We start from the raw sequence: 22,755 nt of genomic DNA, 5'->3' as shown, positions 1-22,755 counted from the left end.
ACACCCCCGCTACCGTGCTGCCATGACGAACACGGCGGGCAGGCCGGGGTCCGGATCACGCCGCGACCCCGGCCGGCGCCGTGCCCTGCTGGAGGCCGCCGACCGGGTCATCCAGCGGGAGGGGCCGGAGGCGTCCATGGCCGCGATCGCCGCCGAGGCGGGGATCAGCAAGCCGATCCTGTACCGCCACTTCGGCGCCAAGAGCGGCCTGTACCAGGCGCTGGCCGAGCGGCACACGCGCAGGCTGATCCAGGGGATCCGGGACGAGTTCTCCCGCGCCGACCCGATCCGCGACCGCACCCGCTCCACCATCGACACCTATCTGGCGACGATCTCCAGGAACCTCAACCTCTACCGGTTCCTGATGCACCGGGCGAGCGCCGAGGACACGGCCGCGCACAGCGCGGTGAGCACGGTGATCCGCGACGTGAGCCGGGAACTGGCCGAGGTGATGATCGCCGAGGGCGAGATGACCGACCGCACCCGCGCCTACGTGTGGGGCCACGCGATCGTCGGCATGGTGCAGACCGCCGGTGACTGGTGGCTCGACCACACCGCGGAGGTGCCGCGCGAGGCCGTCGTGGACGGACTCACCGACCTGGTCCTCGGCGGCCTCCCGGCCGCCGCGTCCGGTGCCCGCGCCCCGCGGGCACCCGGCGGCCCGGCCCGGTAGCCCCCATCAGCTCGGCTCCGCGGTGGGGGCGGATGCGCAGGGTCCCGCGGAAGGCCGCAAAGAACGAGGAACGGCCCGTGGCGGACGCTCGGAAGCCGCCACGGGCCGCCGGGGTGGGCCTCGTGCGTCGGGATCAGGTGGTGCCGGTGAGCTCCGGCTCCTTGATTTTTCGGGTCGCCGGGAGGGCGGTCAGACGGTCCGGTCGGCGGCGGTCCTCGGCTCGTGCCGGACGTCCGCCGGCAGGTTCAGCTCCCGCGTCCACGCCGCGAACTCCACCAGGATCCCGTCGGGGTCCTTGAAGTAGATGGAGCGCACGAACACGCCCTCGTGGTTCTCCGGCGCGACGCCGAACTCGCTGTCGTCGTGGTTGAGCAGGACGCCGACGTCGATGCCCTTGGCGACGAGGCGGTCGCGGTACTCCTCGATCCGCTCGGGCGGCACGTCGAAGGCGATGTGGTTCATCGACCCGACGGCCGACAGCAGCTCGCCCCGGTCGGGCAGGTTCTTCGGCGCGGACACGCCGGGGACGGGCTCGGGCGCGTCGGGGAACCAGAAGAAGGCGAGCGCGTTGCCGCCGCCGCAGTCGAAGAAGAAGTGCTGGCCCCAGCCCATCGGCAGCTCGATCGTCTTGATCAGCGGCATGCCGAGCACGCCCTGGTAGAAGTCCACCGTCTGCTTCATGTCGCTGCAGACGAGGGCGAGATGGTTCACCCCGCGCAGTTCGAATTCGGTGTTCTTCCTGGTCATGGCGGCCACTCCGGTGAAGTAAGCAATCCCTTGCATCCGGCTCCATGGTAACCTCGCCGCATGCGAACCGCAGCCTTCCGGTGGTGGTGGCGCCGCTGAGGCGGTGCCGGTTCGTGCGTGCTCAAGACCAGGCGACCGCCCTCACCGGCGGTCGTTTTTCGTGTGCGCCGTCCGGTGGGGGCCCGACAGAGGGGCCACAACGCGGTGGAGACCGTCCCACAGCAGCCGCTGACCAGCGAGTTCGTCACGGCCGGAGGCGTACGGGTGACCCGTACCGCCGTCCCGGTCGACTCCGAGCGCAAGTCCGATGTCCTGAACGCCCTCGTCACCGCCGTGGGGGAGCGGCGCGGCGGCGTGCTCAGCTCGGGCATGGAGTATCCGGGCCGCTACAGCCGCTGGCACATGGCCTACGCCGACCCCTGCCTGGAGATCGTCGCGCGCGGGCGGGCGGTCGCCGTGCGCGCCCTCAACGACCGCGGCCGGGTCGTCATGCCCGCCCTGGCCGCAGTGCTCCGCGACACCGGCGAGGTCCGCGCGGACGAGGCCGGTCTGTTCGAGGTCTACGTCCCCCCGGGCGAGGAGTTCTTCACCGAGGAGGAGCGCAGCCGCCAGCCGACCGTCTTCACCGCCCTGCGCGCCGTCATCGACCTGTTCCGCTGCGACGACCCCCACCTCGGCCTGTACGGGGCGTTCGGCTACGACCTGTCGCTGCAGTTCGAGCCGCTGCGGACCCGGCTGGAGCGGCCCGCCGACCAGCGCGACCTCGTGCTGCACCTGCCCGACGAGATGGTCGTCGTGGACCGCAAGCGCGAGACCTCGCACCGGATCTCCTACGACTTCGAGACCGCGGGGACGAGCACCGCCGGGCTGCCGCGCGCCACCGAGCCGACGCCCGTTCCGGTGCCCGCCGAGCCGCCGGCGCAGCCCGTCCCCGGCGTGTACGCGCAGATGGTGCGGGACGCCAAGGAGAAGTTCGTCCGCGGCGACCTGTTCGAGGTCACGCCCGGCCACGCGATGTACGGACGCTGCGACGCGCCCGCCGTGTTCTTCGAGCGGCTGCGCGAGACCAACCCGGCCCCCTACGAGTTCCTGTTCAACCTGGGCGACGGGGAGTACCTGGTCGGGGCGTCGCCCGAGATGTTCGTCCGGGTCACCGGCGACCGCGTCGAGACCTGCCCGATCGCCGGGACGATCAAGCGCGGCACGGACGCGCTGGAGGACGCCGAGCAGATCCGCGCGATCCTGTCGTCGGCCAAGGACGAGTCCGAGCTGACCATGTGCACCGACGTCGACCGCAACGACAAGTCGCGGATCTGCGTGCCCGGCAGCGTGCGCGTCCTCGGCCGCCGGCAGATCGAGATCTACTCCCGGCTGATCCACACCGTCGATCACATCGAGGGCCGGCTGCGCCCCGGCTTCGACGCGCTCGATGCGTTCCTCACCCACATGTGGGCGGTCACCGTCACCGGCGCGCCGAAGACGTGGGCGATGCAGTTCATCGAGGACCACGAGGACTCGCCGCGCCGCTGGTACGGCGGCGCCGTCGGCTGCGTCGGCTTCGACGGGTCGATGAACACCGGCCTGACGCTGCGGACCGCGCAGATCCGCGACGGGGTCGCGACCGTGCGGGCCGGGGCGACGCTGCTGTACGACTCCGACCCCGAGGAGGAGGAGCGCGAGACGCACCTCAAGGCGAGCGCGCTGCTGGGCGCGCTCGCCGAGTCCCAGGAGGGCGCCGGGACGGCCGCGGCCGGGCAGTCCCCGCCCGCCGCGCCGCCCGGCGCCGGCCTCAAGGTGCTGCTCGTCGACCACGAGGACTCCTTCGTCAACACCCTCGCCGACTACTTCCGCCAGCAGGGCGCCGGCGTCGTCACGCTGCGGCACGGGTTCCCGGTGCGGATGCTGGACGAGCACGCCCCCGACCTGGTGGTGCTGTCGCCCGGTCCGGGCCGTCCGGAGGACTTCGACACCCGGTCGCTGCTGGACGCCCTCGACACCCGTGACCTCCCGGTCTTCGGCGTCTGCCTCGGCCTGCAGGCGATGGTGGAGCACGCGGGCGGCGAGCTGGCGTTGCTGCCCGAACCGTCCCACGGCAAGCCCGGCCTGGTGAAGGTCACCGGCGGCGGGCTGTTCGCGGGCCTTCCCGACGAGTTCACCGCCGCCCGCTACCACTCGCTGCATGCCACGCCGGACCGGGTGAAGGGGTTCCAGGTGACGGCGCTGACCGGGGACGTCGTGATGGCGATCGAGGATCCGGAGCGGCGGCGCTGGGCCGTCCAGTTCCACCCGGAGTCGATCCTCACCGCGGCGGGCGGGGCCGGGCACCGGATCGTGGCCAACGTGCTGCGGCTGAGCGGCACGCGGCGTCCGACCGTCCCCGCCGCCGAGCCGGCCTAGTCCGCAAGCACGAGGGCGGGGGGCGCGGAACCGGTCCTGAGACCGATGCCGCGGCCCGGGACGCGGCGGAAGACTTGGTCGCGGCCACACCGCGCCGTGCTCTGCGACGCGGGTGACCGCCGTTATCCCAAGGCGGGGGAGGGGCGCTGCCCCTTCCCCGTACATAACGGAATATTCGGACATCCGAAATGAGATTACGGTTTCTTGGCGTTCTGTCGGGGGACGCCGGGAGCCATGATGACACTGCTCTGGCTCATAGCGGTGATCCTGGTGATCGCCGGAATCTACGTGATCCTCGCCCGGCGCGACCTCCTCTGGGGCATCGTGCTGATCGTGGTCGGCCTCCTCGTCGGCCCCGGCGGCGTGAGCATCTTCACCTGACCCGAAATCCCGCGCGGCGGGGACGTAAACCCTGACGTTCCCTGTCAGGTTTGGGTGCCAGCATTGTCCCCATGAGCCGTGCACTGACAGGTAAGACCGCATTGGTCGCGGGAGGCACCCGCGGCGCGGGCCGCGGCATCGCCGCCGAGCTCGGCGCCGCCGGCGCGACCGTGTACGTGACGGGACGGTCCACCCGGTCGCAGCGATCGGAGATGGACCGTCCCGAGACGATCGAGGACACCGCGGACCTGGTGACGGCCGCGGGCGGCGAAGGTATCGCCGTCCGGGTCGACCACCTCGTCCCGGACGAGGTCGCCGCGCTCGTCCGCCGCATCGACGAGGAGCGCGGGCGGCTGGACGTCCTCGTCAACGACATCTGGGGCTCCGACCATCTCTTCCAGTTCGGGCAGCGGCTGTGGGAGCAGCCGCTCGACGACGGGCTGCGGATGTTCCGGCTGGCCCTCGACACCCACGCCATCACCAGCCACCACGCCCTGCCGCTGCTGATCCGCGAGCCGGGCGGCCTCGTCGTCGAGATGACCGACGGGACCGCCGAGTACAACGCGAAGTACCGCAAGGAATGCGGCTACTTCTACGACATCGTCAAGACCGCCGTGATCCGGATGGCGCTCGCCCAGTCCGAGGAGATCGCGTCCTACGGGGCCACCGCCGTCGCGCTCACGCCCGGATGGCTGCGCTCGGAGGCGATGCTCGAACACTTCGGCGTCACCGAGGCCACCTGGCGGGACGGCGCCGCGAAGGACCCGCACTTCGCCATGGCCGAGTCGCCCGCCTTCGTCGGCCGCGCCGTCGCGGCCCTCGCCGCCGACCCCGACCGGCACCGCTGGAACGGGCAGTCCCTGTCCAGCGCCGGGCTCTCCCGGGTCTACGGCTTCACCGACATCGACGGCAGCCGCCCCGACATGTGGCGATACATCGCCGAGGTCGTGGACGCGGGACGTCCGGCCGACGTCACCGGATACCGGTAGGGCCCCGGCTCCGGTTTGGGCGCGCGCTGGCCGGATATCGCGACCTCATAGGCGAAAGGAGGAGCCATGCCGAAGACGAGCAGGAGCGGCAGGCCGAAGAAGGAGGAGCTTCCCGACACGATCCAGCACTCGTCGAAGGAGGCGCAGGAGATCTTCGCCAAGGCCCGCGAATCCGCGGTCAGGACCTATGGAGAAGGTCAGCGCGCGTACCGCACCGCCTACTCCGCGCTCAAGCACAAGTTCGAGAAGCGCGGGGACCGGTGGGTCCGCAGGGGCAAGGGCAAGGGTCCCGGCGGTGTGGACGTCGAGGGCAGCACCAAGAAAGAGCTTTACGAGCGCGCCGCCGACCTCGACGTCCGGGGCCGCTCGAAGATGAGCAAGGAGGAACTGGCCGAGGCGATCGCGCGCAAGCAGGGCTAGGGGCGCGCCGCCATGGACGAACGGGCCGGGGCCGCGACGCGCTGAGCGGGCCCGCCCGCTCAGCCGCGCGGCCCGTACAGCTCCGCCAGCCGCGCGGCGCCGTCGGCCATCTGCTCCCGCAGTTCCGCCGGGGCGAGGACCTCGGCCTCCGGGCCGAGGCGCATCAGCTCGGACGCCGCCACCGCCATCGACTCGACGGGGAGCGTGGTCACCACCCAGCCCCGCTCGTCGGGCTCCCCGGCGTTCTCGGCCGCCCGGCGGGCCGCGTGCGGCTCGACCGCATGCCGCAGCAGCCGCATCCCGGCGGGGGAGAGCCGCACGGTGACCTCCTCGCGCAGCATCGAGCGCATGAACGCCGCCGCCGCTTCGCGCCAGTGCGCGGCGAGATCGAACCGCTCGTCCCGCTCGAAGACCGCACCGGTCGGCCGGACGGCGGTGACGCGGTCCACCCGGTAGGTGCGATATCTCTCGCCGACCCGCGCGACCAGGTACCAGGTGCCGTTCTTCAGGACGAGCGCGTACGGCTCGGCCGTGCGCGTGACCTCGGTGTCCCTGCGGCGGTAGCGCAGCTCGACGGTCTCGTCCTGCCAGACCGCGCGGGCCAGGTCGCGCAGCAGCGGCGGCGGCCCGGTCCCGCCGAACCAGCCCGGCGCGTCCAGGTGGAACCGCTGGCTCGCCCGCGCCGGGGCGTCCCGCAGCGCGGCGGGCAGCGCGGCGAGGACCTTCAGCTCCGCGGCGGCCAGCGCGCCGCCGCGGCCCATGTCCCCGGCCGGGCCGGGCAGCCCGGACAGGAACAGCGCCTCGGCCTCCTCGCGGGTGAGCCCGGTCAGCCGCGTCCGGTACCCGCCGACCAGCCGGTACCCGCCGCCGCGCCCCTGGTCGGCGTAGACCGGGACCCCGGCCGCCGACAGCGCCTCCATGTCCCGGTACACGGTGCGCTCCGAGACCTCCAGCTCACGCGCCAGCTCGCCCGCCGTCATCGTCTCCCGCGACTGCAGGAGCAGCACCATGGAGATCAGCCGGGCCGCGCGCACGGGTCCATCCTGCCGCAGCGGCGGGAAGAACGGGGTTTCTGACGTTTTCCCGGCAGGTTCATCGTCTTCGCCTGTCATGGCGGGCCCGGTGCCTGTTAGCTTCGCGGGCGTGCCCACCGAAACCACATCGCTCGCGGCGTTCATCGACGCCCTCCCGAAGGTCGAGCTGCACGTCCACCTCGTCGGCTCCGCCTCGGTCCCCACCGTGCTCGAACTCGCCCGCCGCCACCCGGACGGGCCCGTCCCCGTGGACGAGCGCGAGCTGCGCGCCTTCTACGCGTTCCGCGACTTCCCGCACTTCGCCGAGGTGTACGAGGCGGTGTCCGGCCTCGTCCGGACCCCGGAGGACGTCGGCACCCTCGTCTTCGGCGTCGCCCGCGACCTCGCCGCGCAGAACGTCCGCTACGTCGAGCTGACCGTCACCCCCTACACCCACCAGCGGGCCGGGATGCCGATGCCCGCGATCACCGAGGCCCTGGACCACGCCGTCCGGGAGGCCCGCGACCGGCTCGGCGTCCGCGTGGCCTACGTCTTCGACATCCCCGGCGAGTTCGGCGCCGCCGGCGCCCGCGGCACCATCGACCACGCGCTCGCCCATCCGCCGGAGGCGCTCGTCGGGTTCGGGATCGGCGGCATCGAGCAGTGCCGCCCGCCGCACCGGGACGCGTTCCGCGACGCGTTCGCCGCCGCCCGCGCCGCCGGGCTGCGCAGCCTCCCGCACGCCGGTGAGATGACCGGGCCGGAGACGATCTGGGAGGCCATCGAGGGCCTCGGCGCCGAGCGCATCGGGCACGGCATCAGCTGCATGGACGATCCGCGCCTCATCGCCCACCTCCGTGAGACGCAGCTGCCGCTGGAGGTCTGCCCGACGTCCAACGTCTGCACGGGCCAGATCGCCGACCTCGCCGCCCACCCCCTGCCGCGCATGCTGGAGGAGGGGCTGTTCGTCACCCTGAACAGCGACGACCCCCCGATGTTCGACACCACCCTCACCGGCGAGTACCGCGTCGCCGCCGAAGTGTTCGGCCTGGACCGCGCCGCCCTCGCCGCACTGGCCCGCAACGCGGTGATCGCCTCGTCCCTGGACGACGCGGGCCGCAAGGCGATCACCGGCGAGATCAACGCCCTGCTGTAGCCGGGGGACGGCTTAGCCCCAGGCCATGCGCCGCCACGGGCTGAACCGTCATCAACTCCTCCGCGCCAAACCGTATCGGCCCCGAGGATCTCGACGGTGCGCCGTGGCCGGGTCGCGGGTGTCGTCGCGGGGTGGTTTCCTATGGGGCGGACGAACCGACCTGTGGGGGGATACGAGAGTGAAGAGCGTCGAGCCAGAGGTGTTCCTCGTAGCGCGGCCTGAACTGGACTACGACGAGGTCGCCCGGTACCTACGGGACGTGGGCGGGGAGAGCTGGCTGGAGCGGCTCGACCGGGGCGACCTCGATGACGAGCTGAACGACCCGCAGAACCTCGCCGAGTTCGCGGGACGGCTCTGCTACCGCTCCTGGGAGCCGGGCCTCAACCCCAATGTGACCAGGATCCGCACCGACCCGGGGCAGTACCTGCAGAACATCCTGCGCAGCCTGCACGGCTCGGTGCTGGAGCACGTCAGCTTCAGTTTCGTCCTGCACAACGTCAGCCGTGTGCTGACCCACGAGCTGGTGCGGCACCGGCCTGGGGTGGCGATCTCGCAGGAATCGCTGCGGTTCGTCCGTCTGCAGGACATCCCGTTCTGGTTCCCCGAGTGGGCCCGTGAGGATGCCGAGCTGATGAAGCGCGCCACCGCGATGCTGGAGCAGATGGAGGAGTTCCAGGGCTGGATGGCCGCGCACTTTGGCCTGGACGACGAGGGCGTGCCGTTCAAGGAAAAGAAGCACAAGACTTCGTTCATGCGCCGCTTCGCCCCCGAGGGCGTCGGCACCGGCCTGGTCTGGACGGCGAACGTCCGCACACTGCGGCACACCCTGGAGAACCGCACCGCGCCGGGCGCCGAGGAGGAGATCCGGCTGCTCTTCGGCAAGATCGGCGAGATCATGCGCAAGGAGGCGCCCGACCTGTTCGGCGACTACGCCGTCGAGGACGGCGCGTGGATCCCCGAGTGGCGCAAGGTCTGAGGCACTCTCGGATCCAGGCCCGGCATCGCGCTTCCCGTGGGTCCCCATGAAGTAAAGATCGTTTTTGGGGCGGGTAAGGGCTGGGAGAACGCCGCCGGCGGAGGGAACCGGACCTGCGCGTTCTCCCGGCGCGTACCCCGCTTAAAAATCTACAACGTAAAGGTGCTCGCCTGGCGAGCCACACTCCAATGACTCGCTTTGGCCAGGCGCGAGACGTCCCCGGGTTCGGGGGTCTGCCAGGTCAGCACGCGGAGCGTACCGTGTCAGCGCCCGCCCCTCGGGACGGCCAGGATCTCCCGTCCGCGTTCCTGGTCGATCATCTGGGCGAGCAGGGGATCGGCGAGCAGGACGACCGGGGCGATGTGGTGGTCGCCCGCCGGCCGCCACAGCCGGACGGCGTCGCGGATCGCGGGCCATGCCTCGTCCAGGGCCCGGCGTGCTTCGCCGCGCTCCGCGTCGAGCGTCTCCGGGGCCGTGCCCACGACGAACTCGCCCGGACGGTGGCGGCGCTCCTCGGATTTCGGAACGCCGAACGCGGGCACCGCCGACAGGCGGTCGAGGACGGCGTGCACCGCCCGATCGAACTCGTCGTTGCCGAAACGGATCCGGAATCCGGGCTCCCGGACTCGCGCCCGGTAGTCGGTGATCATCAGCCGGAGCGAGCCGGAGCCCCCCTGACGCATGAGGAACGCCAGGTCGGACGTGCCCGGATACGCCCGCTCGTGCTGGGCGAACATCAGCGGCAGCAGATCGGAGGCGAAGACGGGGTCCTCGTGGATCCAGCCGTCCTCGAAGGCGTGGATCAGGCGCCGGCCGCCGGCGTTCTGGAGCAGCGTCCTCAGCTGGTCGGCGAGAAGGGTGGCGCGGGTGTCGCCGAAACGCTCGGCCTCGGTCAGCACGGTGAGAGGGCCGTCGATCTCACCGCCGAGAGCGGCGAGCCTGGCCTCCTCGACCCGTGCGTCCCAGGTGCGCCGTGTCTCGCCCTCGGGTCTGCGGAGGGCGTGGAAAGAGGCGTACAGGTCGTACATCAGGTCGTAGAACGAGCTTTTGCGTTGGGGGCCCTCACCCGACCATGAGGCGAGCTCGTAGGCGGCCCATTCGCCGTGGTCGTCAATGTCATCGGGGTCGAGGAAGAGCACGGACGCATCGCCGTCGAGCGAGATCTGCACGGCGCGGCGCAGGAGGGCGCCGGTGGCGGCGGCGTATTCGGCGTCGCCGTGGTCGTGGCCGTACGCGGCGATCCATGAGGCGTCCATGTCGCGCATGAAGCCGATCTCGGCGGTGCCGCCGAGCCGGTAGATGAACATGCCGGCGTCCCGCCAGCCGTCCGTCACCTCCAGGAACCCGCGCAGGGACGGCGGGAGCGGTAAGCCGAGCCGTTCCGCAAGTCGGGCGATCGCCTTGGCCGGGGCGGGGGCGAAGCCCAGCCAGCCTTCGCGCGCGACGTCCGCGTCCAGTGCGTGATCGTGCTCCGGGTCGTGGGAGGAGATCCATTCCTCGCTCCACCGTTTCAGGAACGGCCGCCATTCCTCGCGTTCCATACAGGTCCTTCCGTCCGGTTGCGGGACGGGAGGCATCGTGGCAGCGGGGTACGACGGAATCGGCCGGCGGGATCAGGGGCGTAGGACGGCCTGGGTTTGGGTGACCTGGGCGACGTGGCGGCCGGTGTCGTCGTACAGGTCGGTCTGGACGACGATCGACGTCCGGCCGGTGTGCAGCGGGCGCGCGACGCCCCGCACGCACCCCTCCTTCACCCCGCGGAAGAAGTTCGTCTTGGACTCCAGCGTCGTCGTTGACGTGCCCGGCGGCAGGTTGAGGAACGCGCAGGCCGCGCCGAGGGTGTCGGCGAGCGCCATCAGGGCGCCGCCGTGCATCAGGCCGCCGGCGGTGCAGCGCTCCGGGGCCCAGTCCAGCCGGCCGGTGACCTCCGCCGGCCCCGCGGTGTCGATCCGCACGCCGAGCGCGCGGGCGAACGGCATGGCGTCGGTGAGCTGGTCGGGGGTGAACCCGGTGGTCATGCGGCCTCCTCGGTGGGACGTCTCGGACCCACCCTTGCGGCCGGGCCGCACGGCGTCCATTACCCCGGACGTAATCGCGGACCTGATCGGCGGGCGGGTAGCGTCCGTGGGGTGACGACGGCGTTGAGTGACGTGAGACCCATCGGGGACCAGTTGCGGGCCTGGCGGCAGCGGCGCAGGCTCAGCCAGTTGGAGCTGGCGTCGGAGGCGGACGTGTCGACCCGGCACCTGAGCTTTGTGGAGACCGGGAGGTCGGCGCCGAGCCGCGAGATGGTGCTGCGGCTCGCCGAGCACCTGGACGTGCCGCTGCGCGACCGCAACCTGCTCCTGGTGGCGGCCGGGTACGCGCCGGTCTTCGGCGAGACGCCGATCGAGGAGCCGAAGATGGACGCGGTCCGGGCGGCGCTGCGGCAGGTGCTGGACGGGCACGAGCCGTACCCGGCGGTGGTCGTGGACCGGTTCTGGAACCTCATCGACGCCAACGGCGCCGCCGGGCTGTTCATGGAGGGCGCGTCGCCGGAGCTGCTGGAGCCCCCGCTGAACGTGCTGCGGCTCAGCATGCATCCGGACGGCATGGCGAAGAACATCTTGAACCTCGCCGAATGGCGCGCCCACATGATCGACCGGGTGCGGCGGCATGTGGCGCTGACCGCGGACGCGTCGCTCGCCCACCTCTACAAGGAGCTGCGGAGCTTCCCGGGGGACGTGGGGGAGGCGATGGCGCCGCCCGCGTCCCACGACGTGTTCGTCCCGCTGCGGATGCGGATGGACGGCCGGGAGCTGTCGTTCTTCGGGACGATCGCGACGTTCGGCACGCCGGTCGACATCACGGTCGCGGAACTGGCGATCGAGTCGTTCTATCCGGCGGACGAGGAGACGGCGCGGTTCCTGCGGGAGCGGGCCGGCTGGTGACCGGGGTGTCGGCGGTGAGCAGGTCGTGGTGGATGCGCTGCAACGGCATCCCGAGCCGCTGCAGCGCGGTGACCGTCGCCCGGACCAGCGGGGCGGGCCCGGCGACGTAGGCGGCGCGGTCGCGGACGTCGTCCAGGAGGCCGGGCAGGACGTCCGGCACGCGGCCGTTCAGGGCGCCGGGTCCCGGTGACCGCGACAGGACGGGGATGATCCGCAGCCGTGCGCAGGCCGACTCCAGCCGCCGCAGGTCGGGCAGGTCGTAAAGGCCGGCCTCGGCGTGGGCGGCGACGAGGAGGAGGACGTCGCGACCGGCCCCGGCCGCCTCTTCGGCCAGGGCCCTCATGGGGGCGAGCCCGGTGCCGCCGCCCACCAGGAGCAGGCCGCGGCCCGAGTTCGGGTCGAGGGTCATCGTGCCCTCCGCCGGGCCGGCGAGCACGGTGTCGCCGATGCCGGTGCCGCGCACGAGCGTGCCGCTCACCCAGCCGCCGGGGCGGGCCCGCACGTGCAGGCGCAGCGTCCCGTCCGGCCGGGGCGCGTTCGCGATCGAGTACGGGCGCCACACCCGGGGCCAGCGGGGGGTCTGCACGCTCATGTGCTGCCCGGCGGTGAACGGCAGCGGCCGCTCGGGACGCAGGGTGAGGACCGCGAGGTCGGCGGCGCGGCGGTCGTGCCCGGTGACCTCGGCGACCCACCACGGCGGGGTGTCCGCCGCGTCCCGCTCCGCCGCGCCGATCATGGTCTCGGCGGCGTGCCGGTAGGCGGCGGTCCAGGCGTCCTCGGCGTCGGGCGTCCACAGGTCGGCGGCGAAGGCGCGCAGCGTGGCGGTCAGCGCGGCGCCGAAGGCGGTGTAGTGCTCGCGCAGCACCCCGTACTTGCGGTGGGCGCGGCCGAGCCGGGCGAGGTGCCCGGCGAGCTCGCCGGGGTTGTCCTGGCTCCACACGATCCTGGTGAGCGCGTGGAAGAACCGGTCGTGCTGATGGCCCATCGCGGGCGGAAACAGGGCGCGCAGTTGCGGCTCGGCGGCGAAGAGGCGGCCGTAGAAGTAGCTCATGGCGCCCGCGGGGTCGGCTTCCAGCCGGGCGAAGCACTCTTTGACGATGCGGGGTTCTGGTGTCATGTCCCAGCTCACTCCCTGGATCTGCGTGGGCCGGCACCGATGGGCGCGGGACTGGTGTCCGGCTTTGTGAGATTCTCGCGCCGACCCCGTGCGTCCTCAACCGCATGGCCCCGGATGACCGGATGCGGAAGAGGAATCCCCGCCCTGGTGGAAGATTGCCCGCTGAGGGCCCGTCGCGTAGGGCAAGCTGGCCGGAGCGAAGGCAGAGGGGGAACACGCATGTCAGCTACCGTCAGCAGGGCCCGCGGTCCCGCCGCCGGTGACGGCGCGCCGCCGCTCATCGGAATCACCACCTACCAGGAGCCGGCCCGCTGGGGGGTCTGGGTGCGCGAGGCCGCGCTCCTGCCGGTGCCGTACGTGCGCTCGGTCGAGCGGGCCGGCGGCGTCCCGGTGCTGCTGCCGCCGGGCGTGACGCTGCGCGGGGTGGACGCCCTGGTCGCACGGCTGGACGCCGTTGTCATCGCGGGCGGCGGCGATCTCGATCCGGACCTGTACGGCGCCCTGCGGCACAGCGAGACGGCGCCGCCGGATCCGCGGCGCGACCGGTTCGAGCTGGCGCTCGTCCGCGCGGTCGTGGCCGCCGACCTGCCGTTCCTGGCGATCTGCCGGGGCATGCAGATGCTGAACGTGGCGTGCGGCGGCACCCTCGTCCAGCACCTGCCGGAGGCGGTGGGGCACAAGGGGCACGCGCCGGAGACCGGCATCGTCGGCTCGCACCCGGTGCGGATCAGCGAGGCCAGCCTCGTCGGCGGGATCCTCGGCGGCTCGGCCGACGTCCCGACCTACCACCATCAGGCCGTCGGGCGGCTCGGCACGGGGCTGACGGCCGTGGCCTGGGCCGACGACCAGGTGGTGGAGGCCATCGAGCTGCCGGGCCACCGCTTTGGCCTGGCCGTCCAGTGGCATCCCGAGGAGGGGGAGGACAAACGCCTGTTCGAGGCCCTGGTGGCGGAGGCCGCCGGGCGCTGATCCGGGATTGACGCCCCGGTTCCGGGGAAGGCGATTCGGGAGAAAACGCCGCATAATCCCGGAGGCCGCATGCCCGTCGACCCGCAGACCGAGAGGTTCCTGGAACTGCTCGCCTCCTGGACGGCCCCGCCGCCGGACGGGGACGCGGCCGCGGAGCCGGCGATCGCGGAGATGCGCAGCCGGATCGGCGCGGCCTTCCCGGTGGTGCGGCGCGAGCTTGCGCAGGTCCGCGACGTCGCGGTGCCCGGCCCCGGCGGCCCGGTGCCGGTGCGGCTGTACCGTCCGGTGCCGCCCGGGCGGGGGCCGCTGCCCGCGGTCGTCTACCTGCACGGCGGGGGCTGGGTGCTCGGCGGCGTCGACAACGTGGACGCCCTGTGCCGTGACCTCGCGGCCTCCGCCGGGTGCGTCGTGCTGAACGTCGGGTACCGGCTGGCCCCCGAGCATCCGTTCCCCGCGGCGGTGGACGACGCGTGGGCCGTCGTCGCGTCCGCCGCGCGGGAGCCGGAGCGTTACGGCATCGCCCCCGGCGCCGTCGCGGTGGCCGGCGACAGCGCCGGCGGGAACCTCGCCGCCGCCGTCGCGCTGCTGGCCCGTGACCGCGGGCTGCCGCTCGTCCACCAGCTGCTCGTCTACCCGGTGACCGACACGGCGATGGACACCCCGAGCTGGCGCAGGTACGGATCCGGGTACGGGCTGGACGCGGGGTCGCTCGCCCGGTTCATGGACCTGTACCGGGGCGGCGCCGACCCGTCGGACTTCCGGCTGGCCCCGCTGCGCGCCCCCGACCTCGCGGGCGCCGCGCCCGCCACCGTCATCACCGCCGAATACGACATCCTGCGCGACGAGGCCGAGGCGTACGCGCGCCGGCTGGCGGCGGCCGGGGTGCCGGTCGAGCTGCGCCGCTACGACGGCGTCGTGCACTCGTTCTTCCTGCTGCCCGAGATCTTCGACGCCGGTGCCGAGGCGATGGACTTCGCTGTGCGACGATTGCGCGCGGCATTCGACGATCACGCGCGGCAGGGGAATGCGGCATGTACGACGGGTACGAGCGGCTGAGGATCGACTGGGCGGCGGACGGGGTGCTCCGGGTCACGATCAGCACGCCGGGCAAGCTCAACGCGGTCGACACGGTCGGGCACCGGGAACTGGCGGAGATCTGGCGGGACGCCGACGCCGACGACGCCGTCCGCGCGATCGTCGTGCGCGGCGAGGGGACGGCGTTCTCCGCCGGCGGTGACATCGCCATGATCGAGGAGATGATGACCGACCACGCCGCGCGCCGCCGGATCATGCGCGAGGCCCGCGACATCGTGATGAACGTGCTGAACTGCTCGAAGCCGGTGGTCAGCGCGGTGCAGGGCCCGGCGGTGGGCGCGGGGCTCGCGGTGGCGCTGCTGGCCGACATCTCCGTCGCCGGCCGCACCGCCAAGATCATCGACGGCCATGTGCGGCTCGGCGTGGCGGCGGGCGACCACGCGGCGATCGTATGGCCGCTGCTGTGCGGGCTGGCGAAGGCCAAGTACTACCTGCTGCTCAACGACGTCCTCACCGGGGCGGAGGCCGAGCGGATCGGCCTGGTCTCGCTCTGCGTGGACGACGACGAGGTGCACGAGCGCGCCCTGGAGATCGCCGGGCGGCTCGCCGCCGGCCCCGCCGAGGCGCTGTCGCTGACCAAGCACGCGCTGAACAACTGGCTGCGGCTCGCGGGCCCGACGTTCGACGCGTCCCTGGCGATGGAGTTCTTCGGGTTCACCGGTCCGGACGTGCGGGAGGGCGTCGCGGCGATCCGCGAGAAGCGCCCGCCCCGATTCGGGTAGCCCCGGCCCGGGTAGGCGACCGGACGGACACCGACACGGGAGGGGGAGCGCCATGCGGCCGCGGGACAGATGGATGCTGGCCGGTGGACGGTGGAGCCAGGGCACCGGGGAGGACGTGTTCACGATGACCGACCCGGCGACGGGCGAGCCGCTGGGGGTGGTGGCCGTCTCGACCCCGGCGGACGTGGACACGGCCATGGCCGCGGCCCGCGACGCCGCGCCCGGCTGGGCGTCCACCCCGGCCGCCGAGCGGGGCGCGGCCCTGCACGCCGCCGCCCGGGCGGTGGAGGGGCGCCTGGACGAGCTGGCCGCGCTGGTGACCGCCGAGATGGGCAAGCCGACCGGCGAAGCGCTCGGCGGCGTCGAGGCCGGCATGGCCGCGCTGCGCCGGTACGCCGAACTGGGGCCCCTGCACGGCGGGCGCAGCCTGCAGGGCGGCTGGGGCGCAGCCGACTTCACGGTCCGCGAGCCGCGCGGCGTCGTCGCGGTGATCACGCCGTGGAACGACCCGGTCGCGATCGCCTGCGGCCTCATCGGCGCCGCCCTGGTGACCGGCAACACCGTCGTGCACAAGCCGTCCGAGCGGGCCCCGCACACCGGCGCCCTGCTCGCCGAGCTGCTGGCCGGATGCCTGCCCGGCGGCGTCCTGAACATGGTCACCGGCGGCGGTGAGACGGGGGAGGTCCTCGCCGGCCACCCGGTCGCGGACGTCGTCGCCCACGTCGGCTCCACCGCCACGGGCCGCCGCATCGCCGAGCTCGCCCTCCGCACGGGCGCCAAGACCCTGCTGGAGAACGGAGGCTCCGACCCGCTGATCGTGGACGCCGGCGTCGACCCCTCCTGGGCCGCCGGCCAGGCCGCCATCGGGTGCTTCGCCAACGCCGGCCAGATCTGCACCTCGGTCGAACGCGTCTACGTGCACGAGGCCATCGCCGGTGCGTTCCTGGATGCGCTCGCCGAGCGCGCCCGGAACCTGCGGATGGGGCCCGGCGCGGACGTGACCACCGAGCTCGGCCCGCTGGTCGACGAACGCCACCGCACCCACGTCCACCAGCACGTCGAGAAGGCGATCGCGGACGGCGCGCGCCCCCTCGCCGGCGCGGAGATCCCCGCCGGGCCCGGCTCGTTCTACCCGGCCACCGTCCTCGCCCACTGCACCGACCACATGCCGATCATGACCGAGGAGGTGTTCGGGCCCGTCGCGCCCGTCCGCACCGTGGCATCGTTCGAGCAGGCCCTGAACGCCGCGCGCCGCTCCCGCTACGGCCTCGCCGCGACCGTCCTCACCCGCGACATGGCCCACGCGCAGGCGGCCTGGCGCACGCTGGACACCGGCACCGTGAAGATCAACGCGGTGTTCGGCGGCGCCCCCGGCGGTGCCGCCACGCCGCGCCGCGCCAGCGGCCACGGCTTCGGCTACGGGCCCGAACTGCTGGACGAGATGACGGCCGTCAAGGTCGTCCATGTCCAGAGCGCCGTCCCGTGACGGTCAGGGGACGGCCAGGTAGCGGGTCACCAGCCGGGCGACGAAGTGCGCGAACGTCTCCGATGGCCCGGAGGGCAGCATGATGTGGCTCATCGTCAGCCGCACCGCCGCGTCGGCGACCTCGGTGAGCGCGTCGCGGTCCAGGTGGGGCCACTGCCGCAGCGCGTGCTCGGCGATGCGGGCGCTCGCGGTGAACAGCACCGGCTCGGCCTGGGTGGTGAGCAGCGGGAGCATCTCCTCGCCGCCCGCGCCGGTCAGCACCGCCTTCTTCAGCTGGTCGTCCGCGGACGTCTGCAGGGTGTAGGTCACCGCCGCGACCACCGCGGAGTACACGTCGTCGTGCTCGGACAGCACCGTGTCGATGCCGTCCAGATAGCGCTCGTTGTCGCGGACCACGACCGCCTGGGCGAGACCCCACTTGTCGCCGAACTCGTTGTAGACGGTCTGCCGGCTCACCCCGGCGGCCTCCGCGACGTCCCGCATGCGCAGGGCCCGGTAGCCGCGCTCCACGAGCAGGCCGGCGGCGGCGTCGAGCAGGGACTCGCGCACGGGACGTCCGGCGGTGCCCATGTGTCGTCGTTCCTCCGGGTGCTGGTCGGGCCCCCATTATCGCCTGTGCTCCGCCGGTCCGGCCATCGCGCCGCCGGGTGCCGCCGGCACGCGCCGCCGGATCATCACGATGCCCGCGGCGGCCCCGCCCGCCGGGGACCGGCCCCGGCCATGGATCGGCACGTGGTGCCGGCCTGGCCGGCGCGGTAGACCTCCCGCACCCGGGGATCGGCGCGGACCTCCGCGGGCGCGCCCGCCGCGATCACCCTGCCGCCGTCCAGGACGTGCAGGACGTCGCAGACGCCCAGCACCGGGTCCAGTTCCCGCTCGGCCACCAGTACCGCCAGGCCGTCGGCGGCCAGGTCGCGCAGCAGCACCTCCAGCGCGCGGGCGCGCCGCACCGGCAGGCCCGCCCACGGCTCGTCCAGCAGCAGCACGGCCGGCTCGGCGGTGAGAGCGCGTGCCAGGCCGGTGAGCAGCGCGACGCCGGCCGGCGCCGTCCGCGCGCACTGCTCCGCGTACTCCTCGATGCCGACCCGGGCGAGGGCCTCGTCGGCGCGCCGGCCCGCGTCCCGCCGGGCGTCCCGGCGCAGCCGCCACCGGTCCCGCGCCGTCCGCCCCGGGTACTCCCGCGTCATCGCGTGCTTGGCGGCGGCGGCCCGCACCGCCTCCCGGACGGTCGGCGACCCGTGCCCGCCCGGCCGCTGCGGCGCGCGGACGATGCCGCGCCGGGCCCGCTCCCGCGCGGCGCTGCCGGTCAGGTCGGCGTCGCCGAGGTGGACGGTGCCCGCCGCCGGGCGTCGCGCCCCGATGATCACGTCGCACAGTGTCGTCTTGCCGGCGCCGTCCGGGCCGACCAGCCCGGTGACCGCGCCGGAGGGGGCGGTGAACCCGGCGCCGTCCACGGCCGTCAGCCCGCCGAACCGGACCGTCACGTCACGGACCCGAAGGCCCCCTGGAGCAGCCATCCGCCACCTCGCGGCTCACTGTGATGTGGATCACCGGCGGAGGCTCACCCTACTGACGCGCGGCGGAGGCGGCAATCCCCTCGGGGCGGCCTCCCGGCCGGGATCCGCGGGCTCAGAGCGTGGGCGGCTCCAGCCGGTCGCGGGTCCATTCCTTCACACCGGTGATGAACGCGTCCACGTCGGCGGCCTTGCCGGAGGCCATCTCGTCGAACCAGCCCGGCACGTACCGCTCGAACCGGGTGCTCTCCAGGACCTCCAGGACGGCGTCGGCGACCTCCCGCGGCGGCAGCGCGTCGGACAGGTCGCTGAGCGGCGGCTCGTTGCCCGGCAGCGTGAACAGTTCGGTGCCGGAGATGAGCGCGGGCTGGATCACGTGGGCGTGGACGCCCGTGCCGTCCAGGTCGACCGTCATGCTCTCCCAGAACGCGGTGAGCGCCGCCTTGGAGGCCGCGTAGGCGGCCTCGTGCGGCGGGCCGAGCCGGGCCGCGACCGACCCGATCGCGATCAGATGCCCGTGCCCCCGCGCGATCATCCCGGGCAGCAGCGCGAGCGTGAGCCGCACCGGGGAGGTGTAGTTCAGCCGCATCACCTCCTCGGTGTCGGCGGGCGACAGATCCTGGACGCGGCGCCGCTTCGGCATCCCCGCGTTGTTCACCAGCACGTCCACGCCGCCGAACTCGCGCTCCACGGCCGCCGCCAGCGCGCCGACCCCGTCGAGGTCGCCGAGGTCCGCCGCCCACATCGCCGAGCCGGGGGAGTGCCGGCGGCACCGCTTGAGGACCTCGTCGAGCCGGTCCTCGCGCCGCGCCACCAGCCCGACCCGGGCGCCTGCGGCGGCGAGCGCCTCCGCGACGACCGCCCCGATGCCCGAGGAGGCTCCCGTGACCAACGCGGACCGTCCACTCAGAGTCACCATGCGTACCAACGTCACACAGGGCGGTCCCGCCCGGCAAGGCGAAGCACCGTCCGCGGGCGGGTCCGGCGCCGGAGAAAATCGGGGGCGCCGCTTTTCCCGGCTCGATAGGGTCGTGGGTTCCCCTTGCCCTTCCTCACCGCCGGAGGTCTGCCCGCATGCCCGCCGAACCCGACGAATCGGAGATACTCGCCGCCGAACGCGCCCACCTGGCCGAGTCCCGTGCCGCGCTGCGCCGGATGCGCGAGCACGCCGAGAGCCTGTCCGCCGACGCCGCCGCCGACCGGGTGTCCCGGCAGTACCTGGAGGCGCTGCTCGACCGGCGGGTCGCGGCCCTCGCCGACCACTCGGGCACCCCGCTGTTCTTCGGCCGGATGGACCGCGGCGGCGCGGGCGGCCCCGACCTGCCCGCGATCATGTACGTGGGGCGGCGGCACGTCCACGACGGCGACGAGGGACGCCCGCTCGTCCTCGACTGGCGCGCCCCCGTGTCCCGGGCGTTCTACCAGGCCGGGCCCGCCGACCCGATGGGCTGGCGGCTGCGGCGGCGCTTCGGCTTCCGGGGCGGTGAGCTGACCGCGTTCGAGGACGAGCCCCTCGACGGCGCGGGCGTCGGCCCGTCCAGGATCCTCACCGAGGAGATCGAACGTCCCCGGACCGGCCCGATGCGCGACATCGTCGCCACCATCCAGCCCGAGCAGGACGTGATCGTCCGCGCCGACCTGCCCAGCACGGTCTGCGTGCAGGGTGCGCCCGGCACCGGCAAGACGGCCGTCGGCCTGCACCGCGCCGCCTACCTGCTGTTCACGCACCGGGAGCGGCTGTCGCGCTCCGGCGTGCTGATCGTCGGGCCGAACCGGGCGTTCCTCGCCTACATCTCGGCGGTGCTGCCCGCGCTCGGCGAGGTCCGGGTGGAGCAGGCCACGATCGACGACCTGCTCGGCGCGCCGCTGGGGGAGGAGCCGGCGGCGGTGGCGGCGGCCAAGGGCGACGCGCGGATGGCGGACGTCCTCCGCAAGGCGCTGTGGCTGCACGTCCGCAAACCCGAGGAGGGGCTGGTCGTCACCCGCGGCTCGGCCCGTTACCGGCTCGCCGCCCACGAGGTCCGCGAGATCGCCGCCGGGCTGCGCGAGACGACCCGTTACGGCGCCGGCCGTGCCGCGTTCGCGCAGCGGCTCGCCCACCGGATCCTGGTGCTGATGGAACGGCGCGGCGAGGCGCCCGACGACCGTGTCCAGGACCAGGTCGCGCGGAGCCGCCCGGTCAAGCAGGTGCTCGACGCGGTGTGGCCGAAGGTGACCGCCGAACAGGTGCTGCACCGGCTGCTGTCGGACGCCGATTTCCTGCGCGGGGCGGCCAGGGGCGTCCTGGACGAGGACGAGCAGGCCGCGATCCTGTGGGCCAAGGCGCCGCGGTCGCACCGGTCGGCCGGGTGGAGCGCCGCCGACCGCGCCCTCCTCGACGAGCTGAACGACCTCATCGAGCGCACCGCCTCGCTCGGCCACCTGGTCGTGGACGAGGCGCAGGACCTCTCGGCGATGCAGCTCCGGGCGCTGGGCCGCCGCTGCGGGACGGGGTCGGCGACCGTCCTCGGCGACCTCGCCCAGGGCACGACCGCCTGGTCGGCCCGCTCATGGAAGGAGGTCCTCGCCCATCTCGGGCAGGACGGGGAGGTCACCGAGCTGACCCTCGGCTTCCGCGTCCCGGGGACCGTCCTGGACTACGCCGCCCGCCTGCTCCCGCACGTCGCCCCCGGCCTGGAACGGCCGTGTTCGCTGCGCCCGGGCGCCGGCGCGCTGGAGGTGCGGCGTGTCGCCGAGCTGCTCCCCGCCACCGTCGAGACCGTCCGTGAGACCCTCGCCCGCCCGGGGTCGGTCGGGCTGATCGTGCCGGACGCCGAGGCCGGCGCGCACGCGGCGGCGCTGGCGGCGGCCGGGCTGGACCACGAGGTCCTCGGCCCCGGGTCCGGCGGGACCGCCCGGCTGCTCGTCATCCCCGCGACCCTGGCGAAGGGCCTGGAGTACGACCACGTGATCGTCGCCGAGCCCGCCGCCATCGCCGCCGCCGAGGCGCGCGGCCTCGCCCGGCTGTACGTCGTGCTGACCCGCGCGGTCACCTCCCTGACGGTCCTGCACCGCGACGACCTCCCGGGGGAACTGGCGGCCTGACGCCCGCTACCCGCGCGCGGCGGCCTGCTGCGGGCGGGTGCGCGGCCGCAGCCCGTCGAAGGCGATCCGCAGGACGTCCTCGCGGGCCCCGGCGCGTCCGGCCGCGTACGCCATGCCGGCCAGCAGCCCCATCACCTCGGCCGGGCCGACGTCGGCGCGGACCGCGCCCGCCTTCTGCGCCCGTGCGAGCAGGGTGCCGAGGGCCGCCTTCAGGCCGGGCCCGGCGCGTCCGGTGGCGCCGCGAGCGTCGATGCCCGCCTCGGCCAGCGCCTCGGTGACGGCCTGCTTGGCCGCCGACTGCGCGACCACCCTGGAGAAGAACCCGAAGAACGCCTCGCCGGGATCGGCGGCCGAGCACAGCTCCTCCGCCTCGCCCGCCAGCCGCTCCAGCAGCGCGACCAGCACGGCCTCCAGCAGCGACTCCTTGGTCGGGAAGTGCCGGAACACCGTGCCGATCCCGACCCCCGCCTTCCGCGCGACCTCCTCGGTCGAGGCCGAGGTCCCCTGGACGGCGAAGACCTCCTCGGCGGCGGCGAGCACCTTGGCGCGGTTGCGCAGGGCGTCGGCGCGCGGCGGCCTGCCGGGCGCGGGTGATGTCATCGCGGCCTTCCGTTGACAAGTGGAGTCTGGACTCCATATTTTCTCATCCGGAGTCCAAACTCCGATTGTAGGGGAGAGTCATGTCCGAGTTCGCCAGCCCCCGCGCCGTCTTCCAGCGGCTGATCGACGGGGTGACCGCGCGGCGGCTCGAGGTGCTGCCGCAGTTGTACGCGGAGGACGCGGTGGTCGTGCACCCGTTCGCCGAGCCCGCCTCGCGGCTGGAGGGCCGTGCGGCGCTGCGCGAGCACTTCGCCCGCAACTTCGCCCGCCTGGAGACCCTGTCGGTGGAGATGGCGGCCCGCAACGTCGTCGTCCACGAGACCGCCGACCCCGAGGTGATCATCGCGGAGTTCGAGTACGCGGGACGCAACGCCGGGACGGGGCGCGAGTTCGTCGTGCCCAACATCTTCGTCCTGCGCGTCCGCAACGGGCACATCGTGGAGTCCCGCGACTACGCCCACCACGGCGCGTTCGAGGAGGCGATGG

Annotated in this window: 23 protein-coding genes; 14 read left to right on the top strand and 9 right to left on the bottom strand. The window is 73.5% G+C overall.

Translation table 11 applies throughout. The features are described from left to right. Positions 1-22 precede the first annotated feature (22 nt). Entirely contained in the window at positions 23-673 is a 651-nt protein-coding gene (locus AF1_RS18340; RefSeq protein ID WP_067800310.1) for a TetR family transcriptional regulator, read from the top strand. Positions 674-862: 189 nt separating this feature from the next. Here the strand turns inward: AF1_RS18340 and AF1_RS18335 are convergent, their stop codons facing one another. Then, entirely contained in the window at positions 863-1,456 is a 594-nt protein-coding gene (locus AF1_RS18335; RefSeq protein WP_242608995.1) for a VOC family protein, read from the bottom strand. A gap of 168 nt (positions 1,457-1,624) precedes the next feature. Between AF1_RS18335 and AF1_RS18330 the strand changes: the two genes are divergently transcribed. The 4 genes from AF1_RS18330 to AF1_RS18320 all read left to right on the top strand — a co-directional run bounded on the left by AF1_RS18330 (position 1,625) and on the right by AF1_RS18320 (position 5,607). Continuing rightward, positions 1,625-3,817, top strand: a complete 2,193-nt coding sequence (locus tag AF1_RS18330) for an anthranilate synthase component I (RefSeq protein ID WP_084263069.1) — start codon at positions 1,625-1,627, stop codon at positions 3,815-3,817. Positions 3,818-4,051: 234 nt separating this feature from the next. Continuing rightward, a complete protein-coding gene (locus AF1_RS35210; RefSeq protein WP_169804045.1) occupies positions 4,052-4,198 on the top strand; it encodes a GPGG-motif small membrane protein in 147 nt (48 codons plus the stop codon). A gap of 71 nt (positions 4,199-4,269) precedes the next feature. After that, positions 4,270-5,187 carry an SDR family oxidoreductase gene (locus AF1_RS18325; protein WP_067800307.1) on the top strand — a complete coding sequence of 306 codons (918 nt, stop codon included), beginning with the start codon at positions 4,270-4,272 and terminating at the stop codon, positions 5,185-5,187. A 66-nt stretch (positions 5,188-5,253) separates the two neighbouring features. Continuing rightward, complete coding sequence (locus tag AF1_RS18320; RefSeq protein WP_067800304.1) at positions 5,254-5,607, top strand: ChaB family protein; 354 nt, start codon at positions 5,254-5,256, stop codon at positions 5,605-5,607. A 59-nt stretch (positions 5,608-5,666) separates the two neighbouring features. Here AF1_RS18320 and AF1_RS18315 read toward each other — a convergent pair whose 3' ends face one another. Then, positions 5,667-6,641, bottom strand: a complete 975-nt coding sequence (locus AF1_RS18315; protein WP_067800301.1) for a helix-turn-helix transcriptional regulator — start codon at positions 6,639-6,641, stop codon at positions 5,667-5,669. A gap of 109 nt (positions 6,642-6,750) precedes the next feature. Here AF1_RS18315 and add point away from each other — a divergent pair, with 109 nt between their 5' ends. Together add and thyX are read left to right on the top strand one after the other, a co-directional pair. Beyond that, entirely contained in the window at positions 6,751-7,776 is a 1,026-nt protein-coding gene (gene add / locus AF1_RS18310; RefSeq protein ID WP_242608994.1) for an adenosine deaminase, read from the top strand. A 178-nt stretch (positions 7,777-7,954) separates the two neighbouring features. Continuing rightward, positions 7,955-8,752 carry an FAD-dependent thymidylate synthase gene (thyX, locus tag AF1_RS18305; RefSeq protein WP_067800295.1) on the top strand — a complete coding sequence of 266 codons (798 nt, stop codon included), beginning with the start codon at positions 7,955-7,957 and terminating at the stop codon, positions 8,750-8,752. Between the two features lie 263 nt (positions 8,753-9,015). On the opposite strand, the gene AF1_RS18300 is transcribed toward thyX, so the two are convergent. Beyond that, positions 9,016-10,293, bottom strand: a complete 1,278-nt coding sequence (locus AF1_RS18300) for an SMI1/KNR4 family protein (RefSeq protein WP_067800292.1) — start codon at positions 10,291-10,293, stop codon at positions 9,016-9,018. A gap of 72 nt (positions 10,294-10,365) precedes the next feature. Next, entirely contained in the window at positions 10,366-10,770 is a 405-nt protein-coding gene (locus AF1_RS18295; RefSeq protein WP_067800289.1) for a PaaI family thioesterase, read from the bottom strand. Positions 10,771-10,881: 111 nt separating this feature from the next. Between AF1_RS18295 and AF1_RS18290 the strand changes: the two genes are divergently transcribed. Beyond that, positions 10,882-11,682: a helix-turn-helix domain-containing protein gene (locus AF1_RS18290; RefSeq protein WP_067800286.1), complete on the top strand. Its 801-nt coding sequence runs from the start codon at positions 10,882-10,884 to the stop codon at positions 11,680-11,682. On the opposite strand, the gene AF1_RS18285 is transcribed toward AF1_RS18290, so the two are convergent. After that, positions 11,597-12,799, bottom strand: coding sequence for a globin domain-containing protein (locus AF1_RS18285; RefSeq protein WP_084263068.1), 1,203 nt, complete (start codon positions 12,797-12,799; stop codon positions 11,597-11,599). The genes AF1_RS18290 and AF1_RS18285 overlap by 86 nt on opposite strands. A 219-nt stretch (positions 12,800-13,018) precedes the next feature. Between AF1_RS18285 and AF1_RS18280 the strand changes: the two genes are divergently transcribed. The 4 genes from AF1_RS18280 (at position 13,019) to AF1_RS18265 (ending at position 17,071) form a co-directional block, all read left to right on the top strand. Then, positions 13,019-13,768 carry a gamma-glutamyl-gamma-aminobutyrate hydrolase family protein gene (locus tag AF1_RS18280; protein WP_067800283.1) on the top strand — a complete coding sequence of 250 codons (750 nt, stop codon included), beginning with the start codon at positions 13,019-13,021 and terminating at the stop codon, positions 13,766-13,768. Between the two features lie 69 nt (positions 13,769-13,837). Then, positions 13,838-14,824, top strand: a complete 987-nt coding sequence (locus AF1_RS18275) for an alpha/beta hydrolase (protein ID WP_067800280.1) — start codon at positions 13,838-13,840, stop codon at positions 14,822-14,824. Continuing rightward, positions 14,800-15,585: an enoyl-CoA hydratase/isomerase family protein gene (locus AF1_RS18270; RefSeq protein WP_067800277.1), complete on the top strand. Its 786-nt coding sequence runs from the start codon at positions 14,800-14,802 to the stop codon at positions 15,583-15,585. Before AF1_RS18275 ends, AF1_RS18270 begins: the two co-directional genes overlap by 25 nt. A gap of 52 nt (positions 15,586-15,637) precedes the next feature. Next, a complete protein-coding gene (locus AF1_RS18265) occupies positions 15,638-17,071 on the top strand; it encodes an aldehyde dehydrogenase family protein (RefSeq protein ID WP_217999829.1) in 1,434 nt (477 codons plus the stop codon). A 3-nt stretch (positions 17,072-17,074) separates the two neighbouring features. Here AF1_RS18265 and AF1_RS18260 read toward each other — a convergent pair whose 3' ends face one another. The 3 genes from AF1_RS18260 to AF1_RS18250 all read right to left on the bottom strand — a co-directional run bounded on the left by AF1_RS18260 (position 17,075) and on the right by AF1_RS18250 (position 19,504). After that, complete coding sequence (locus AF1_RS18260; protein WP_067800275.1) at positions 17,075-17,641, bottom strand: TetR family transcriptional regulator; 567 nt, start codon at positions 17,639-17,641, stop codon at positions 17,075-17,077. 104 nt (positions 17,642-17,745) lie between these two features. After that, positions 17,746-18,555, bottom strand: a complete 810-nt coding sequence (locus AF1_RS18255; RefSeq protein ID WP_255218818.1) for an ATP-binding cassette domain-containing protein — start codon at positions 18,553-18,555, stop codon at positions 17,746-17,748. A 145-nt stretch (positions 18,556-18,700) separates the two neighbouring features. Beyond that, a complete protein-coding gene (locus tag AF1_RS18250; RefSeq protein ID WP_067800272.1) occupies positions 18,701-19,504 on the bottom strand; it encodes an SDR family NAD(P)-dependent oxidoreductase in 804 nt (267 codons plus the stop codon). 155 nt (positions 19,505-19,659) lie between these two features. Here AF1_RS18250 and AF1_RS18245 point away from each other — a divergent pair, with 155 nt between their 5' ends. After that, complete coding sequence (locus AF1_RS18245) at positions 19,660-21,669, top strand: HelD family protein (protein WP_067800269.1); 2,010 nt, start codon at positions 19,660-19,662, stop codon at positions 21,667-21,669. A 6-nt stretch (positions 21,670-21,675) separates the two neighbouring features. Here the strand turns inward: AF1_RS18245 and AF1_RS18240 are convergent, their stop codons facing one another. After that, positions 21,676-22,269 carry a TetR/AcrR family transcriptional regulator gene (locus tag AF1_RS18240; protein ID WP_067800265.1) on the bottom strand — a complete coding sequence of 198 codons (594 nt, stop codon included), beginning with the start codon at positions 22,267-22,269 and terminating at the stop codon, positions 21,676-21,678. 80 nt (positions 22,270-22,349) lie between these two features. Between AF1_RS18240 and AF1_RS18235 the strand changes: the two genes are divergently transcribed. Continuing rightward, the coding region (locus AF1_RS18235; protein ID WP_157419235.1) for a nuclear transport factor 2 family protein at positions 22,350-22,755 on the top strand (406 nt) is incomplete at its 3' end.

Origin of the sequence: Actinomadura formosensis NBRC 14204 (assembly GCF_001552155.1) — a bacterium.
In the GTDB taxonomy this organism is placed as follows: domain Bacteria; phylum Actinomycetota; class Actinomycetes; order Streptosporangiales; family Streptosporangiaceae; genus Spirillospora; species Spirillospora formosensis.
This window is presented reverse-complemented; position numbering and strand designations above follow the sequence as displayed.

Excerpts from the sequence above, each read along its gene's own strand:
- AF1_RS18240 (WP_067800265.1), bottom strand. The coding sequence starts at position 22,269 with ATGACATCACCCGCGCCCGGCAGGCCGCCGCGCGCCGACGCCCTGCGC.
- AF1_RS18320 (WP_067800304.1), top strand. The coding sequence starts at position 5,254 with ATGCCGAAGACGAGCAGGAGCGGCAGGCCGAAGAAGGAGGAGCTTCCC.
- AF1_RS18275 (WP_067800280.1), top strand. The coding sequence starts at position 13,838 with ATGCCCGTCGACCCGCAGACCGAGAGGTTCCTGGAACTGCTCGCCTCC.
- AF1_RS18265 (WP_217999829.1), top strand. The coding sequence starts at position 15,638 with ATGCGGCCGCGGGACAGATGGATGCTGGCCGGTGGACGGTGGAGCCAG.
- AF1_RS18245 (WP_067800269.1), top strand. The coding sequence starts at position 19,660 with ATGCCCGCCGAACCCGACGAATCGGAGATACTCGCCGCCGAACGCGCC.
- AF1_RS18300 (WP_067800292.1), bottom strand. The coding sequence starts at position 10,293 with ATGGAACGCGAGGAATGGCGGCCGTTCCTGAAACGGTGGAGCGAGGAA.
- AF1_RS18250 (WP_067800272.1), bottom strand. The coding sequence starts at position 19,504 with ATGGTGACTCTGAGTGGACGGTCCGCGTTGGTCACGGGAGCCTCCTCG.
- AF1_RS18340 (WP_067800310.1), top strand. The coding sequence starts at position 23 with ATGACGAACACGGCGGGCAGGCCGGGGTCCGGATCACGCCGCGACCCC.
- AF1_RS18270 (WP_067800277.1), top strand. The coding sequence starts at position 14,800 with ATGTACGACGGGTACGAGCGGCTGAGGATCGACTGGGCGGCGGACGGG.
- AF1_RS18260 (WP_067800275.1), bottom strand. The coding sequence starts at position 17,641 with ATGGGCACCGCCGGACGTCCCGTGCGCGAGTCCCTGCTCGACGCCGCC.
- AF1_RS18295 (WP_067800289.1), bottom strand. The coding sequence starts at position 10,770 with ATGACCACCGGGTTCACCCCCGACCAGCTCACCGACGCCATGCCGTTC.
- AF1_RS18280 (WP_067800283.1), top strand. The coding sequence starts at position 13,019 with ATGTCAGCTACCGTCAGCAGGGCCCGCGGTCCCGCCGCCGGTGACGGC.
- AF1_RS18325 (WP_067800307.1), top strand. The coding sequence starts at position 4,270 with ATGAGCCGTGCACTGACAGGTAAGACCGCATTGGTCGCGGGAGGCACC.
- AF1_RS35210 (WP_169804045.1), top strand. The coding sequence starts at position 4,052 with ATGATGACACTGCTCTGGCTCATAGCGGTGATCCTGGTGATCGCCGGA.
- AF1_RS18285 (WP_084263068.1), bottom strand. The coding sequence starts at position 12,799 with ATGACACCAGAACCCCGCATCGTCAAAGAGTGCTTCGCCCGGCTGGAA.
- AF1_RS18335 (WP_242608995.1), bottom strand. The coding sequence starts at position 1,456 with ATGCAAGGGATTGCTTACTTCACCGGAGTGGCCGCCATGACCAGGAAG.